The sequence below is a fragment of the Marinomonas sp. SBI8L genome, assembly GCF_001624705.1.
In the GTDB taxonomy this organism is placed as follows: Bacteria; Pseudomonadota; Gammaproteobacteria; order Pseudomonadales; family Marinomonadaceae; genus Marinomonas.
The window spans coordinates 40,704-57,824 of the sequence record NZ_JSEO01000006.1; the positions used below are offsets into that span (position 1 = coordinate 40,704).

The following is a 17,121-nucleotide window of genomic DNA, read 5'->3' on the forward strand; positions in this document are numbered from 1 at the left end:
TAAAGTTCAGCGAACTGGGCTTTATCCATTTATGAGTAAATGACAATAAATACTCGCTCCGTAACCTAGTGCTATTACAGGTGTCCATTTTAAATGGGAATAGAAGGTATATTGGCCTCTAGCCTGACCCATTAAAGCCACCCCTGCAGCTGAACCTATCGATAATAAACTCCCGCCAACACCCGCGGTCAAAGTAACTAACTGCCATTGGCTGTATGCCATATCTGGCGCCATAGTCAGAACAGCAAACATGACAGGAATGTTATCAACAATAGCAGACAAAATACCAACAAGAATATTGGCCTGTGTTGCTCCCAGCTCACCATACAAAAAAGTCGAAGTAAGGCCTAAATAGCCGATTAAGCCTAAACCGCCTACCGCGAGAATAATGCCATAAAAGAAAAACAGGGTGTCCCATTCTGATTGCGCAATTTTATCAAACACATCAAAGTTATATGGATCATCGGCTGAGCCTGGTGGCGTTGCTGTTTGCAGTGTCCATTGATTCGATTTACGCATTAAGTAAAAGCTATAAATTTTTAAATAGCCAAGACCTAACATCATGCCAAAAACAGGTGGAATATGAAGGTAACTATGTAAACAGATAGCGGTCAATATGGTGAGAAGAAAGAGCAATACCGTTGTGCTTCCGCCAAATTTCATTACCTTTTCGCTGGTAACTGAAGACATAGGGCAGCCTTTGGCGATTGCAAACTGCATAATAAAAGCAGGCACAAGATAGTTAACAAGTGATGGTATAAACAAGTCAAAGAAGCCCGTAAAAGCAATCACGCCTTTTTGCCAAACCATGAGAGTCGTTATATCACCAAATGGACTAAAGGCCCCACCCGCATTTGCCGCAACAACAATGTTGACACAGGCAACACCGATAAACTTACTATGCCCCTCACCAACAGCCATCACCACTGCACACATAATCAAGGCGGTGGTCAAATTATCAGCAATAGGTGAGATGAAGAAAGAAAGTATGCCAGTAACCCAAAATAAAGACCGATATGAAAAGCCTTTATTAATAAGCCAGTTACGCAGTTGGGCAAATACCCCTCTTTCTAACATGGCATTTATATAAGTCATTGCGACCAATAAAAAGAAGAATAGCTCAGTGTATTCTAAAAAATTATGACGGATGGCATCTTCAATATGTTCTGATTTATCCGCATTCTTGTATACATAAGCCAATAGAATCCAAATTAAACCCGCCGCAATCAAAACGGGTTTGGATTTTCGTAAGCCTAGTTTCTCCTCTAAGATGACGAACACATAGGCGCAAGTAAATATTCCAAGAGCGGTATAACCTACCCAGGATTGAGTTAAATCTAATGTTTCATGAGTTTGAGCAAAAAGTGGCCAAGAAAAAAATAGCATTAAAACTAAAGATAGGTACTTCATCAACATCCCCCTAGCAATCGATTCACCTAAGGCTAGCACAATGCTGGCAAGTTAATGTTTTAATTTACTAATTTTGTTTCTAAATCAATTAAAGCCTAAAAAATCACTTTGTTAATAGCCAATCATCGGATGATATTCTGTAAAGGCAATGACGCCTTAGTCTATGCCCTTCTTCTAACATCCCATGATCAAAATCTTGATTCGTATTTTGCATACCAATCTTTTGCATCACTCTTTGAGAAGGTTCATTTAATAAGCTGGTAAAGGAATATACCTCATCAAGTTTTAGTTCTCTAAAAGCGTAATCTAATGCTAACTTCGCAGCTTCCGGTGCATACCCTTTGCCCCAATGACTTGCATCTAAACGCCAGCCTATCTCAACCATAGGAGCATCTGGAATTCCTGTTCCTACCTCCACTTTATTTAATCCAACAAAGCCGATAAAGGTATTGCTTTCTAATAGCTCCAAAGCCCAAAGACCATAAGCATTTTCACTAATATTCGCCTTTAATCGCTCTGCCAGTTTATCACTTTGCTCTCTGCCTAATGGGTTTGGAAAGAACTCCATGACTTTAGGGTCGCTATTGAGTTTGGCAAAAGCGACTAAATCACTTTCTTGCCATTGCCTTAGTTTCAGTCTTTTAGACTCTAAAAACGCCTTACCTTCTTTCACTTCCTTCATCCTTAAATTTGTTTTCAACTGCTTTTATTCAATCAAGAGTTTGATTAAGCCAAGCTTGTATATCAGCAACAACACGATGGGCTTCTGACACACCGCTTGCTCGTTTAAAACCATGATCTAAATTTGGATAGGCTTTATATAAGATATTATCCTTGGTTGCCATTAAAATTTGAGCTTGTTGCAAGGCAAGTTTCGGAGACACATTTTTGTCATCTTCAGTTTGAATAATTAATATAGGATTATCTATCTGCCTAATCGCCTCAGTTTGATCTATTTCAAGCATTTCACGCCACCAGCGATAGCCATGACCACTCATTGTTAGATCAAATTTAGGGCTATTTAAAATATGTTGAGTAAAACCTATAAAGCCCTGTTTCTGTGACTCATCACTTCCACCCATCGAAGTGTGTTCAATATTATAAAGAACATCATCTAGAAACCATCTTCCTCCACCATTAATGGCAATGGTATGAGTAACCTTCTCAAATTGAGCTGATAAGATATTTGCTACCAAGGCTCCTTCACTGCCGCCTAAAACAACCAAGTTTTTATACTGCTTAGCGGCCATAACATGCTCTAAAACGTGTTTAATATCCTTTACTCTTTGAGATGGAGAATCTTGATCTATGTAGTCTTGTGGACAGTCTTGTCTCTCATTATCAACTCGCCACTTAAGACTCTTATCAATGCCATATTTTTCTATGGTTAATACATCTTTATCCTTCAAACTCACAGAGAAAACGTTATTAATAGTGTTGTTGTGATAAACACTATTACAGTCGGACCCTTGAATGAGTAAGAGTAAGTTTTCAGCTGGGTTAGTTTGTTTTTTTAGATAAAAAGTGATGCTAGATTCGTCATCACGATCAAGTGTATAAGCGGTATTTTCAAGCTTACCTGCAAAGGTTAATTGGCTTAAAAACACACTTTTTATTAAGCATAGAAATATCAGTCTTTTTTGCATTGGATATTCTTTCCTGCGTTTCATAAATTACTCTGTTCTAGAGGTTGATTGAAAATGGAGCCTTATAAAGACAGGCAAATTAAGTTTTAATTCAATTCTCATAGGTAACTGATTTCAACAAGGAAGATGAATGTCAGGCAAGGTAAAACGAGTGTCATTTAGAATGACCATGACTTTTTGAAAAACGCTGTGGTAAGCAAATTGAAACTATTTATTAGATAACTTTAATACTAAAAGCATAAATCTCGTTAGCCCTTGGTTAAGCTAGTTTTGGGCTATGGCTAGCCTTTAAACCCTTACCATAAAGGCTAGCCAGATGTTTTGAATTAACCCACTGCGCCAGACTCAAACAGGGCTTGAATCTCATCCTGCTCTAACCCCAAGGTTTGTTGCAAAATTTTCTGGCTATCTTGCCCTAAATCTGGCGGTGCACTTTTATAGCAAAGGGGCGTTGATGACAAATTAATAGGCGATACGATACTGGCAAACTTTACCCCTTTTTTATCAGGAAGTTCTCTTACCATTTTTCTATGTTTTAACTGTGGATGATTAAAAACCTTATCAAGTGTATTAACCGCACCACAGGGCACAGCAACCTGCTCTAAGGACTCAATCCAGAAAGACATGGTTTCTTCAGCTAATCTGGAAGCAATAATAGGAATGAGTTTATCCCTATGTATGACTCTTTGTTCGTTGGTTTTAAACCTATCATTATCGAGTAGTGAGCCTAGCTTAGCTTGGGTGCAAAATTTGGCAAATTGTTCATCATTCCCTATGGCTAAAATCACATTACCATCTTGTGTTGCAAAGGTTTGATAAGGAACAATATTCGGGTGACCATTACCCTGCCGTTTGGGGTTCTCTCCACTAGCAAGATAGTTCATTCCTTGATTGGCCAATGTCGCCATTTGTACATCTAACAAAGCTATATCCAAGTGCTGGCCCAATTGCGTAGTATGACGGGCCATTAGCGCTGCAAGTATTCCATTTGAGGCGTAGAGGCCAGTCATCACATCCACAAGGGCAACGCCTACTTTCATTGGTTCACCATCAGGCTCACCTGTCAGACTCATTAAGCCGCCCTCGCCTTGTATCATGGCATCATACCCAGCTTTATGTGCACTGGGGCCGCTTTGGCCAAACCCGGTAATAGAGCAATAAACAAGTCTAGGATTGAGTTTATGAACAGTCTCATAATCTAACCCATACTTAGCCAGTCCGCCGACTTTATAGTTTTCAATCAGAACATCAGAACAGGCAATCAAAGACTTAATAACGGCTTGACCTTGCTGGGTACGAATGTCGATTGCTATCGACTCTTTATTACGATTAGCACAATGAAAGTATGCGGCTTGTGGCGGCTGATCAGCACTTGCCTCTTTTATAAATGGAGGCCCCCAAAAACGAGTATCGTCACCTTTTTTAGGGCGCTCAACTTTAATAACATGAGCCCCCATATCAGCTAGCATTTGCGATGCCCAAGGACCAGCCAAGACTCGGCTCAAATCCAATACACGAATATTCTCTAATGGCGTTTTCATTAGCAAAATGCCTGTAAGCCTGTTATCGCACGCCCTAGAATTAATGCGTGCACATCATGTGTACCTTCATAGGTATTGACCGCTTCTAAGTTCATCACATGACGGATAACACCAAACTCATCGCTGATACCGTTACCCCCATGCATATCACGGGACACACGTGCGATATCTAGAGCTTTACCGCAATTATTTCGCTTCATGAGGGAGATGAGCTCTACAGGGCATTGTTCCTGATCCATTAATCTGCCCATCTGTAAACAGCCTTGTAGCCCCAAACTAATATCAGTTTGCATATCTGCGAGCTTTTTCTGTATTAATTGGTTGGCCGCAAGTGGTCTGTTAAATTGTTTACGATCGAGGGTATAAGTACGCGCTGCTTCAAAGCAAAATTCAGCCGCGCCCATCGCCCCCCAAGCAATGCCATATCTTGCTTTATTCAAACATCCAAAAGGTCCTGCCAAACCTTTAATGTCAGGGAAGATATTTTCTTCCGGTACAAAAACATCGTCCATGACAATTTCACCAGTAATAGAAGCTCGCAGAGAAAATTTACCCTCTATCTTTGGAGCAGATAAACCAGACATACCTTTATCAAGAATAAATCCACGAATCACACCCTCAAGTTTGGCCCAAACGACGAAGACATCTGCAATGGGCGAGTTAGTAATCCACATTTTATTACCTGTTAGACGATAACCACCTTCCACTTGAACAGCCCGTGTATTCATAGAAGCAGGATCACTACCAGAGTCTGGCTCAGTTAGGCCAAAGCAACCAACCCATTCTCCGCTTGCTAACTTAGGTAAATACTTTTGTCGCTGCGCTTCGCTACCATAGGTATGAATAGGATGCATAACTAAAGAAGATTGCACGCTCATCGCACTACGGTAGCCACTATCGACTCGCTCAACTTCTCTTGCGATCAAACCATAACTCACATAGTTAATGCCGCTTCCACCATACTCTTCAGGCAATGTAGCGCCTAATAAACCTAGCTCACCTAGTTCATTCATGATTTCACGATCAAAGCGTTCGTTCCGATTTGCCTCTAGCACTCTTGGTAAGAGTTTTTCTTGGCAATAATCATGAGCGCTATCTCGAATCATTCTCTCTTCTTCTGTCAGTTGTGCATCCAGCATCATTGGGTCTTGCCAGTTAAAAGGTGTTAGTGATTTGCTCATAATTAATTCCTGAATTAGACATGTTATCTTTATTTAGTTTGAGTCTACCGACTTACAAAAAATAAATATAATATATAGTTTTTATATTTTTAATAAATTTATTATATTTAAATTCGATCTACTTAGGCCCTATTCATGAACTTAAAACGTCTTGATTATTTCTGCCAACTTGCTCAATTAGGTAACTTTACCCGTACAGCCAGAAAAATAGGCATAGCCCAGCCAGCTTTAACCATTGCTATGCAGAAGCTAGAGCAAGAAGTTGGTTTAAAACTCATAAATAGGGCTGAAAAAAATGCGCTCCTTACTGCAGATGGTAAAGTTTTTTATCAATATGCAAGTGCCCTGTTAGAGCAATCTCAGCAAATGAGCTTAGCCCTAGAGGAACTTAAAGGTGGCATGAAAGGCGAGGTATCTCTTGGCGTATCCGCCATGATGGGTTCTTACTTCTTTCCTGAACTACTAACAAAGTTTAAGAAAAAATATCCAGATATTAAGATACGCCTTATCGATCAGGGCACTGATGCTCTTGAAACCATGTTAATTAATGGTGAGTTAGATTTAGCCCTTGTCAGATGTGATCATGAAAATGATCAATTGCGTTATACAGCAAGAATGGAAGAAGAAGTCGTAGCAGCAATGGCAATCACTCATGAGCTTGCCCTAAACACTCATACGAATTTAGCTGAATTTTGTCGTTACCCTCTTGTCTTATTCCACGAAGGTTATTTCCTCAGAGAATCTGTCAGCCACTTTTCTAAGCAGAATCAAATTAAGTTAGATATTCGTATGGAGACGAACTTAATCGAATTACAAAAAAGCTTAGTTAAAAATGATGTCGGCATCACAACTTGCTTAGCAAGAACGCTAGTTGGTGAACATGAGATAAAAGCAATTCCTTTCATCCCAAAAATGAGTTTCAAACTCGGGTTAGCTTGGAAAAAGAGCCATTATCTTTCTAAAGCAAGTCAGGTATTTATTCAGTTTTTTGAAGATACAATACGAGATGGAGAGTAATGACTCTCAAATAAAGAGCAGTCTTATTACAAACTGCTCTTTAAGATGCGAATAATAAATTTATTTGGCGTCTACGCGACCAACAAATTTACGCTCTTCCACATTAATTTTAATTCTATCACCTGTCGAAATATGCTCAGGCACTTGAACAATAAGACCTGTCGTTAATTCAGCAGGTTTTGTTCTCGCTGTTGCTGAACCACCTTTTATGGATGGATCAGTCTGCTCAATCGTTAGCTCAACATTAATAGGTAACTCAAGGCCAACAGGCGAATCATTTACCATAATTACTTGAATGCCAGCTGTCTCTTCTGTGATAAACAATAATTCATCTTCGATTGCATCTTTATCTAAGCTGTATGAAGAGTAATCTTCGTTATCCATGAAGACATACTCATTACCATCAGAGTATGAGAAAGCAGAGGCACGTCTTACTAAATCGGCTAAATTGATCATATCTGAATCTTTAAAAGATTCATCGATTTTGTGGTTGTTAACCACATTGTACATACGCATACGATAAATGCTTCCACCGGCACGCCCCTGAGGTACAGAACGTTCTATGTCCCTTACGATATATACTTCACCATTATATTCAACAGCTGTATTTTTTTTAATCTCACTGGCTTTTGGCATAATATTTTCTCTAAAATCAAATATTTAAAATTATCACTTCACGCTTTTTATATTCTAAAATAAGCAAGAATCAGAAGCTACTGACTTAGCAAAATTCAACAGAAACAACATTTAATAGACAGCTTAACTAAGCAGTTTTTTCTTTTTAAGATTCAGACAGTAGACAAAAATGATACAGACTCCTGTCCAGAAAATAGAAATTGCAACAAGCTCTTTAAAACCGACAATATCAAACCAATTATGAGTAAACACCCAATAACTAGTAGAAACCAAGTCGAATAAAAATAGACCAAGAGCCCAGTAAATGGCATCTTTTTTCAGTTGACATAGAGAGCAAGCTAACCCTAAGCAAATTAGCATGTTTGAAAGGAAATTAACAAACAAACCAGTTTGTTGAAAATAGTAACCTTCAGCTGCATAAGCAGGAAATAGATCAAACTGAGTTGCTATGATAACAACTGCAAAGAAAGCGATAAAAACAATACAAAAACCAATTGAAATCAAAATACCGATTGGCTTACTCACGTCTTCAGTCTCATTACTATGAGTACCCTGATCCGACAAAACGTCCCCTTTACACTAACAGGTTTAAATAAAGCTAATTTGTAAGCTCTATTAAGCTTTAATGGTGGAGAGTTTTAACATGATTTTTTACTTTCATTCAAGGTACGGAAACTAAATCACGTTGAGTAATCCTGCATCATTCAGTACTGATTGTTAAACTTCTTTCAAAGTTATCTTGATCCCCTGTACTGTCACTCACTGTCAAAGTCACTTTATAATCACCAGCGACAGCATAAGTATGAACAGGGTTAACTAGGTTTGAATTTGTTCCATCACCAAAGTCCCACAACCAAGTATCTACTGTTCCTGTACTTTGGCTATTATCTGTAAAGGTAACAGTAAGCTTATCTTTATTGGTATTAAAATGGCTAAGTACACCTTCCTCAAAAAGCTTAATTTTTACCGCTTTAAAAGCGTCTTCAACATCTGATTCAGAAAAGCCATTATTGACGGCTGATTGCTCAATACAAGTTGCAGCCTGAGTTAAAGTCGATAGATTCGTCCAACAATTTCTTGCAGCATGAATAATGATTTTATAGCTATCTTCTATCCCCCATTTACTTGTTAATAAATAAAAAGGATAAGAAATCATGCCTATTCGTTTATAATAATCAGCACCTGCATCGTCATAATCGAAAAAACTATCAATAGCGCCAACTTCTGTTTTTATCTTATCTAAACTACGACTGCTAGAGCGACTCTCTTCTCCATGAATCCAATTTAATTGCCCTGTATATTCATATTTAGCTAACACGCCAGATATATCAGAAAAAGCTTCATGCAAAGTGAATGCATCAGTACTTAATTCTGATTCAAATGCTTTGAGTGAAGAGATATTACTTAACACTCCATGGGCAACCTCATGGGCAATGATATCAAGAGCCACCATCTTAGTTTTATCCATTATTCCATTTAGGTTCGCATATACTCCATCCCAATAAACAACATCAATGAGATTATTTTCTTCACCATAATGCGCTCTTAACCTTATTTTATCTTCTAAAGGCGGCTCACCTAGATATTTTAAATAAGTATCGTACACTTCTGTTCCATAAAACATTGCATCGTTTAAAGCAGAGTATGACCATGCACCGTGTTCATCCCTCACTCTAGGGACTTCAAATGAAAAGTTTTCAGGAGCCATTTCATCACACAAAAACGAAAAAGCGGGATAATCGGCTTCGTTAACTATATTTGCTTTTCCATTCTTAGAGTTTGCTTCCCAGTTAGCATCTTTGCCATTCGCCATATCAGTAACAGCGACTAATCCATTGTCATAAACACATGTGCCTCCTCCTAAGTCAGAACGGAAGGCTTCAATTTTTGGTCTATCATTAGTACTCAGGCCTCCGTAGTACCATGCGCCATCACGTGTGACACCATCGCCAGCACTAGGGTGGTCATCACCTGTATTTTTTAAAGCATCTGCAATTCCCCCAGGACCTGAAACGAGTGTATTACCGATAAAGTCATGAAATTTAATAACACTAGGCGTCCCTTCTTCTTCATCCTCATTTATTGGATACATTAAAAAGGCGCTGGTATTAGCTGGGATGGGCGTATTGTCAGGAATCGTGACTTTAAAATCATTTGAAGCAACTGAATTTAACCAAGCACCACCATTTTTATGGTTTGATGCATCCGCCCAATATAAGCGAACACTAGTCACTTGTTCATCAGCCACATTGGTTTGCTGCAAATGTAATGTGCCACCTATTTCATCTGTAGATGAATCTAAATCCCTAAAATAATGAGGAGATGCGATTAAATTAATCGGAGTGTTCGTTACTGGATCACTGTCTGATGAGCCTCCACCACAAGAGACAAGCGTAATACTAACGACTAAAATATATGATGCTTGATTGCAACGAAAAGAAGAAAAATCCATTTTCACAGAGTCCCTACGCTTTGTAATACTCTTTCATAAAGTTAAATGTTAGGTATTAAACAAAGAGATTATTCAGTAAAGATCAAAACTTACTTTAAGATCTCACGAATTAGGACAAAGGACACATTCTAACTCTCTATGGATTCTATTGATTAAAAACATACATTAGGTTTGTCTGTTACTAACTGACCAAAAGGTACCTAACATCGATTATTCCCCCACTGTTATCTCTTTTTCAAAACTATCATTATCCCCTGTGCTGTCGCTCACAGTGAGTTTAATTTTATAGGTTCCTGCGTTAGTGTAAGTGTGAGTTGGGTTAATAAGGTGTGAATTCTGACCATCACCAAAGTCCCAAAACCAAGCGTTTACAATGCCTGTACTTTTACTATTATCACTAAAATTAATGGTGAGGTTATTCCTATTCGAAGTAAAATGGCTTAAGACACCCTCATCAAACAACTTAATTTTAACTGTTTTAAATGCTTCCTCTACATCAGATTCAGATAAGCCTTTGTTAATTGCAGCCTGCTCGATACAAGCTGCGGCATGAGGTAATGTTGAGCGGCTAGTCCAGCACCCTTTAGCGGCATCTAGTACAACTGCATAGCTATTATCAATTCCCCACTTATTTGTAAGAAGGTAAAATGGATAAGTAATCATACCGATTCTTAAATAATAATTTTTATCAGCATCGTCATAATCTAAATAACTTTCTATTGCTGTCGCTTCAGTTTTAATTTGATTTAATCGCCTTACCCTAGCTCTCGATTCAGCACCATGTACCCAATCTAATTTGCCTGCAAACTCAAACTTTGCAACAACGCCAGAGATGTCACCAAAAGCTTCATGCAATGTATAGGCATCATGGCTTAATTCATTATCAAATGCTTTTAACTGTGAAATACGACTTAAGACGCCATGCCCGACTTCATGTGCGATTATGTCTAATGTGGCCATTTTACTTACATCTATGATTCCATGAATATTGACATAAGCACCATCCCAATGGGCTGTCTCATAACCTGTTGGGCTTATTTCAGGACCATAGTGGGTTCGAATTCTTATTTTGTCATCGAGAGGAGGCTCTCCAAGGTATTTAAGGAAAAAATCGTAAACAAAAGTCCCATATGACATAGCGTCATTTATAGCTGAATAGCTCCAAGCCCCGTGCTCATCTTTAATTCTAGGCACTTCAAATGAAAGGTTCGTTGGTGTTACTTCATCGCATAAGAATGAAAAGGCGGGGAAATCCACTTCATTCACAATATTCGCTTTCCCGTTAGACGAGTTTGCTTCCCAATAGGCATCTCTGCCATTGGCCATATCAGTGATAGCAACCAAACCATTGTCATAGACACAAGTACCACCACCTAGGTTAGATCTGTAAGCGGGTATTTTTGGCCTATCTTTAGTGCTTAATCCACCATAATACCAAGCGCCGTTCCTAGTTAACCCGTCACCAGAGTCTGGATGGTCATCACCTGAGTTATTTAAAGAGTCTGCTATCCCACCAGGGCCAGATACTAAAGAATTACCAATAAAGTCATGAAATTTTATCAGATTAGACCTACCTTCAACTCCCTCAGCATTGATAGGGTAAACAAGAAACGCATTAATCTTATTGGGCAATGAGGTATTTGCAGGAATAGTAATTTCACCGCTATCTGGTACTGTTACAGTTAGCCATGAATCACCAGATCTGTTACCAGAAAAGTCTGCCCAATACAAAGAAACTGATTCAACTTTTTCTGAACTGTTTTCTGGAACTAACAGCTGTAAATTTCCTCCGATTTCAGCAACCTCACTATCTTGATCTCGAAAAAAAATATAGGACCCTGTGCTTTGAGATGAGCTTGAGGCATTGTTACTTGTGCCAGTATCTGAAGATCCTCCACAACCAGCCAATATACTAAACAAAGAGATAGTACTAAGTTGAATGGCTAACCTTCCTTGACCGGCCGCCTTAAAGTTAAATTCCATTTTCATATTTCAAGTTTTGCTCGCTAGCCATTATCAAGCTCTACTCCCCATCAAACACGAATAAAAGAGCTTATTAGATATATTGAATATAGGAGCATCATTATAGAAACTTACTTAATCATCATCCTTGATATTAAGTAACATTTTAGGAAGCGCACTTGTTACCAAGTATTTAGAGACTGATTAGACTTAGAGTGGTTAAATTGAATTTTTAAATAAAAAAACGAGATATATCAAATTTTGAATAACAGAAATTACCAAATGTAATAAATTAATATACTAAACATTTAATACTGAATATTTTTGTGTGATATTTATACAAAAATTAAAGTGGTACCTATTCTCATCATGCCAAACCAAACGGTTCTTAAACGTATTTATCTGATTAATTAGCAGATATTGATTATTTTTTAGAGGCTTTTTCCTTAATTTTTACATAGTTCATTATTTCAACAAGCGAAAAGCGTTTTATAAATATCTTCATGTAACAATTGTTAAAGCCATGCGTTAAATCAAGGGGTAAAGAGGTAATTAATATAAAAATTAAAAACGAAAATGACTCTAATCAAAGAAACATAAGTTTTTTAAAAAATATAAAAACCATTAAATTCAACAACTTAATTTAAATATTTTAAAAGTGAGTTCAAATTAACCTTGAGTAAAACTCAACTTATCAATTACATGATATTACGCTCATAAAAGTTACACAAAGATACAAAACTAACATTATTACGAAATATTACAGCCCGATTTAAATTAGTTATGTAAAAATTTGCGAGTTTGATAGATAAAGCATAAAAAACAAACAACTTTTCATCTAATATATCTGTTATTAATTAACAGCCAGTAGATGGTGCTTCAAAAGTACAACGCGTTTTAAAGAATGAGATCAAAGTATGTTCAGAAGTTATGCAATTTTTTCAAAAAATAACCCAATGCTTCATAGTCTAGTTTTGGTGATTGTTTTCTCAGTTATGTTCTTTAGTATTTATCAGTTAATAGAGAATGAAGCGCTGGTTTATGGTTTTGGTATACTTTTTTGCCTACTTTGCTCAATTCTGTTCGCTAAATCGTCTAAATATAGTCGTCAATACCTTAATTAAATCAAAGCAGTCTTCGACGAATGGCGCATCAAGGATGGTCGCCTATATTCCCCCCACTACAAAAGTAAAGCTAAATTAAACCCTTAAGAGCCTTCACCATACCCTAAAAATCACCTACTTTAATCCGTGACTAATGCCACTTTTTTTGCGGAGCTTGATACGATTTTATTGAACTAACCAAGGATTCTGCATCAGAGCAGTGAATCAGCATATCGGCATAATGAGGCTTTACAAATCCTGAAGAACTCATCTTGTTAATCATCTCTTTCAATAAGTCATAAAAACCGTTCACGTTATAAAACGCACAAGGTTTAGTATGATGACCTAATTGAGCCCAAGTCCAAGCCTCAAAAATTTCCTCTAAAGTTCCTGCACCTCCAGGAAGAGCAACAAATGCATCTGCCATATCCGCCATCATAGCTTTTCTCTCATGCATATCAGCAACAACCCTTAGCTCAGTTAACCCTCTATGAGCAATTTCCCTTTCTTTCAAATGTTCTGGGATAACCCCGAAAACCTTACCTCCATGAGCTAAAACTGAATCAGCAATGGCTCCCATTAAGCCAACTTTTCCGCCACCATAAACAAGGTCAATGCCTTGTTCAGCAAAGTAACGTCCAAGAGCTTGTGCCGCTTTAACATATTCTGGATTGTTACCATTACTTGAACCACAAAAAACCGCTATTTTCATTCTTATTCCCTTAGATATAAGCATTCAACTATAGAAAAAATATCAGATACTATTTTGCAACTTGATTTAAACCTAACTCTTTCTGTTTTGCCTTAGTCAACTTTAAAGAGACTAGACGATAAGACTCTGACAAGTAGTAGTTTAAGTCGTCATCATTATCAGAGTGACTATTAATAATTTGTATCCACTTCATACCGCGATTAGCAAAATAAGGCGCTGGTTGGTAATCTGGGTGCTGACCTAAAAAGTCAAAATTAGTATCGGATACTTTAAAAGTAATTGCCATATTCCCTTCTTTAAGCCAGCCAACTGCAAACACTTTTCCTCCGACTTTCCACACGTCAGCATTTCCCCATTGCACAACATGGCTAGTTCCAGTGAAGCCTTGGCAAAATAGGTTAAACATCTCATTAGTCATGGTAATTCCTTATCAATACTTCTCTTTATCAGGATATCAATAAAGAGAAAAGCTTAGCTAGTGAAATGAATTTGGATTGAAAATATTGACTCATCAACAAAATCAGGTAATAGTAAATAAGCTTAAATGTTTTAAGCCCTCTCGTATAACCCCAATGATATGGTTTGGGGGTCTCTACCAGGAACCGATAATTCCTGATTACGAAGAGTCTTGCGTTATGCGCTTTTCTCTTTGTAACCAAACAGCCTCAGTTTACTAAGAAGATAAGTGCTTAATAAATTAGTTTATTAAGGATTCTGTCATGAAAAACTTTATTGAAAAGCTACCGAAGGTAGAACTTCATTTACATATTGAAGGCACTTTAGAGCCTGACCTCATGTTTCAGCTTGCAACACGTAACAAAGTTAGCATCCCATTTAAGAGTATTGAAGAGGTTAAAGACGCCTACCAGTTTCATAATCTACAATCATTCTTAGATATTTACTATCAAGGAGCGAACGTACTCATCCAAGAGGAAGATTTTTTTGACCTCACTTGGGCATACTTACTGCGCTGTAAAGAAGATAATGTCATTCATACTGAAATTTTCTTTGATCCTCAAACACACACTCAAAGGGGAGTTAATTTTGATATCGTGGTTAATGGCATACATAGGGCATTAGAAAAAGGCAAAACTCATCTAGGGATAAGCAGTAAACTCATTATGTGCTTCTTACGTCATCTTGATGAAGCCTCTGCATTTGAAACACTCGGCTCTGCACTTATTCATAAAGATAAAATTATCGGGGTCGGTCTAGATTCATCTGAGTTAGGTAACCCGCCTGAAAAGTTTGAAAGAGTATTTAATCAAGCAATTAATGAAGGCTTTTTTACAGTCGCCCATGCGGGTGAAGAAGGTCCAGCAAACTGGATTACAGAGGCCTTAGATTTACTTAAGATCACCCGCATAGATCATGGCGTTCGCTGTACCGATGATGAGGAACTGGTTAAAACCTTAGCAGAAACAAGAATTCCTCTTACCGTCTGCCCTTTATCAAATACAAAACTTAAAGTGTTTGAGAAAATGCAAGACCACAACATCATAGAGCTTATGCGTAAAGGCTTATGTGTCACCATTAACTCTGATGATCCAGCCTACTTCGGTGGTTATATGACAGATAATTTTCTTGCGGTGGCCAACGCCCACCCAATGAGTAAAGAAGAGGCCACGCAATTTACCCTTAATGCTATTGAAGCCAGCTTTATCAGTGAAGATGAAAAAGCGAGTTTATCTAAAAAGACAAGAGACTATTTACAGTCCTTTTTAACTTGATAATCACTAGTTAATAAATGAATAAGGCCAAATATTTTAATGTTTGGCCTTATGATTAACGTTTTGTTGATAAACTTCTAACCTATCCACCTCTAACCATTGAACTAATTCTGGTAAAAATGAAGTTGCAAAAGAGTCTTCTTCATACCACATCATTTTCAACCACTGAGTTAACCCAAAGGTTTGAGTATTAAACATAGACGAATCTAGCATGCCATGACTTGCGTTTGGAATAAGCTTCGAGGTTAACCATTTATTATCAATCTCTTCTAAGTACCCAAATTCATACTTTCCATCAACATTTAAATCATCCTCCCCCCACATGAATAAACTAGGTACAGAGACTTTGCTGTATTCCTTTGACGCATCAGCATCCATATTTTTTAAGACAAATTGATATCTGTCAGGAGACATTGCCTGCTTATCATCGTCTTTAACGTATTCATTGCTTTCAACATATTTATCGTAGCTAGGCTGAGTCTTTAAAAAGCTAAAATCTTGTTCATAGTTCGCTAATTCAAGTTCAATCTCTTTAGAGGTTTTATTCGCAAGTGTGTGTTTAACTTTTGAATAATACTGACCTTGCTGTTTCCAGTTAGTAGCAAAACCTATCCCTATCATAAATCCAATGTCATTGGGCTGTGCAGCAATTGCAGGTAGAACCCATCCAGCCTGGCTAAAACCCAACAGCCCTGTAGTTTCCTTGGTATAACCATATTTACTTTGGATAAATTGAATTGCGGCATTCACTTCTGATTGCCTATCTAGCATAGATTGATTAAGCCAATTACCAGAAGAGCTGCCGACTCCAGCTTTATCCCAACTAAATATTGCATACCCTAATTGTCTTAAGGGTTGCCAAACAAACTCATAGTAACCCTCAGCATCATATGCAAGAGGGCCATCACCATGAACAAACAAAATCACTGCTTTTGCTTCATCATGATTTAATTGGGGTAAATAAACACCTGCCAATGTGGCTTCCTGATGCTCAAATACAATTCTTTCTTCGGCATTTAGACTTAATGACAGAAAAAGTAGAAAGTTGATTATCAAAAAGTGACGCACCATTTTTTATCCTTAGGCTAACGCTGCTGTTTCAGAAAAAATCAGCTTTTTATCAAAATAAACACTATCACCACTCACTTGCTTTGGACCTATTACACATTTCAAAATCAATTACAAAAACTTCTCAATTAAGACTTCATCAATGTACTCGCCACGTATTTTTGCGTGCTTTTTAGCAAGCCCTATTTGCTCAAAGCCTTGTTTTAAATAAGTCGCAAGTGCCCTTTTATTGTCTTGTCTGACATAGGCAAATAATTTTTCATAACCCATTGTTTTCGCTATTTCGAAGCTTGCTAGAAATAAACTTGATGCAATACCTTGTCGCATAAATCCAGAATCAACAAAACTACCAATGACTCCCACATGATCAAAGGCATGGGTGTAGGTTGCAAAGGGTTCTATCACTTGAAAACCCACTACTTGCTGAGTTTCTGGATGGATCGCTAAATTAAAAATGCCATTTACAGGGAAGTTTTCGATAAAAGCCACCTCCTCTTCCAAAGAAAAAGGGATGTCTAAGATAGTATATTTAGCCTCTTTAATAATAGGGTTAAGTATATTAATCACCCCTTGAGCATCATCAGAGGTTGCAGGTCTAATGATCCAATTCACTTTTGTTTCTTCTTCAGTTTTTCTATTCATTAAATACTTGTTCCTTAGCTC

Annotated in this window: 15 protein-coding genes and 1 riboswitch; of the genes, 2 read left to right on the forward strand and 13 right to left on the reverse strand. The window is 37.6% G+C overall.

Annotated features, from left to right (window positions below; genetic code table 11):
• Nucleotides 1-21: 21 nt before the first annotated feature.
• From nhaD to OA91_RS10405, 5 genes are all read right to left on the reverse strand, one after another.
• A complete protein-coding gene (gene nhaD, locus OA91_RS10385; protein WP_082827879.1) occupies nucleotides 22-1,416 on the reverse strand; it encodes a sodium:proton antiporter NhaD in 1,395 nt (464 codons plus the stop codon).
• Nucleotides 1,417-1,513: 97 nt separating this feature from the next.
• The gene (locus tag OA91_RS10390) at nucleotides 1,514-2,092 is read right to left on the reverse strand and encodes a GNAT family N-acetyltransferase (RefSeq protein ID WP_063338164.1); all 579 of its coding nucleotides are present in this window, start codon (nucleotides 2,090-2,092) and stop codon (nucleotides 1,514-1,516) included.
• A gap of 28 nt (nucleotides 2,093-2,120) precedes the next feature.
• Entirely contained in the window at nucleotides 2,121-3,056 is a 936-nt protein-coding gene (locus tag OA91_RS10395) for an alpha/beta hydrolase family protein (RefSeq protein WP_063338165.1), read from the reverse strand.
• Nucleotides 3,057-3,382: 326 nt separating this feature from the next.
• Nucleotides 3,383-4,597, reverse strand: coding sequence for a CaiB/BaiF CoA transferase family protein (locus OA91_RS10400; protein ID WP_063338166.1), 1,215 nt, complete (start codon nucleotides 4,595-4,597; stop codon nucleotides 3,383-3,385).
• On the reverse strand, nucleotides 4,597-5,778 hold the full coding sequence (locus tag OA91_RS10405) for an acyl-CoA dehydrogenase (protein ID WP_063338167.1): 1,182 nt from the start codon (nucleotides 5,776-5,778) through the stop codon (nucleotides 4,597-4,599). Before OA91_RS10405 ends, OA91_RS10400 begins: the two co-directional genes overlap by 1 nt.
• Nucleotides 5,779-5,913: 135 nt before the next feature.
• Between OA91_RS10405 and OA91_RS10410 the strand changes: the two genes are divergently transcribed.
• Entirely contained in the window at nucleotides 5,914-6,795 is an 882-nt protein-coding gene (locus tag OA91_RS10410) for a LysR family transcriptional regulator (protein WP_063338168.1), read from the forward strand.
• A gap of 60 nt (nucleotides 6,796-6,855) precedes the next feature.
• Here the strand turns inward: OA91_RS10410 and efpL are convergent, their stop codons facing one another.
• The 6 genes from efpL to OA91_RS10440 form a co-directional block, all read right to left on the reverse strand.
• A complete protein-coding gene (gene efpL / locus OA91_RS10415) occupies nucleotides 6,856-7,431 on the reverse strand; it encodes an elongation factor P-like protein EfpL (RefSeq protein ID WP_009835867.1) in 576 nt (191 codons plus the stop codon).
• 123 nt (nucleotides 7,432-7,554) lie between these two features.
• Nucleotides 7,555-7,995 carry a hypothetical protein gene (locus OA91_RS10420; RefSeq protein WP_063338169.1) on the reverse strand — a complete coding sequence of 147 codons (441 nt, stop codon included), beginning with the start codon at nucleotides 7,993-7,995 and terminating at the stop codon, nucleotides 7,555-7,557.
• A 136-nt stretch (nucleotides 7,996-8,131) separates the two neighbouring features.
• The gene (locus OA91_RS10425) at nucleotides 8,132-9,883 is read right to left on the reverse strand and encodes a PKD domain-containing protein (protein ID WP_063338170.1); all 1,752 of its coding nucleotides are present in this window, start codon (nucleotides 9,881-9,883) and stop codon (nucleotides 8,132-8,134) included.
• Nucleotides 9,884-10,093: 210 nt separating this feature from the next.
• On the reverse strand, nucleotides 10,094-11,866 hold the full coding sequence (locus OA91_RS10430; RefSeq protein ID WP_063338171.1) for a PKD domain-containing protein: 1,773 nt from the start codon (nucleotides 11,864-11,866) through the stop codon (nucleotides 10,094-10,096).
• Between the two features lie 1,233 nt (nucleotides 11,867-13,099).
• A complete protein-coding gene (locus OA91_RS10435; RefSeq protein ID WP_063338172.1) occupies nucleotides 13,100-13,660 on the reverse strand; it encodes a TIGR00730 family Rossman fold protein in 561 nt (186 codons plus the stop codon).
• Nucleotides 13,661-13,709: 49 nt separating this feature from the next.
• Nucleotides 13,710-14,078: an MmcQ/YjbR family DNA-binding protein gene (locus OA91_RS10440; protein WP_046018398.1), complete on the reverse strand. Its 369-nt coding sequence runs from the start codon at nucleotides 14,076-14,078 to the stop codon at nucleotides 13,710-13,712.
• Between the two features lie 121 nt (nucleotides 14,079-14,199).
• A riboswitch (purine riboswitch) is annotated at nucleotides 14,200-14,299 on the forward strand.
• Between the two features lie 80 nt (nucleotides 14,300-14,379).
• On the opposite strand from OA91_RS10440, the gene OA91_RS10445 reads away from it, so the two are divergent.
• Nucleotides 14,380-15,390, forward strand: coding sequence for an adenosine deaminase (locus tag OA91_RS10445; protein ID WP_063338173.1), 1,011 nt, complete (start codon nucleotides 14,380-14,382; stop codon nucleotides 15,388-15,390).
• A gap of 36 nt (nucleotides 15,391-15,426) precedes the next feature.
• Here the strand turns inward: OA91_RS10445 and OA91_RS10450 are convergent, their stop codons facing one another.
• Both OA91_RS10450 and OA91_RS10455 read right to left on the reverse strand, forming a co-directional pair.
• Nucleotides 15,427-16,461 (reverse strand): alpha/beta hydrolase family protein, encoded by a 1,035-nt coding sequence (locus OA91_RS10450; RefSeq protein WP_063338174.1) that lies wholly within the window; start codon nucleotides 16,459-16,461, stop codon nucleotides 15,427-15,429.
• 108 nt (nucleotides 16,462-16,569) lie between these two features.
• A complete protein-coding gene (locus tag OA91_RS10455) occupies nucleotides 16,570-17,100 on the reverse strand; it encodes a GNAT family N-acetyltransferase (RefSeq protein WP_231870348.1) in 531 nt (176 codons plus the stop codon).
• Between the last annotated feature and the right edge of the window lie 21 nt (nucleotides 17,101-17,121).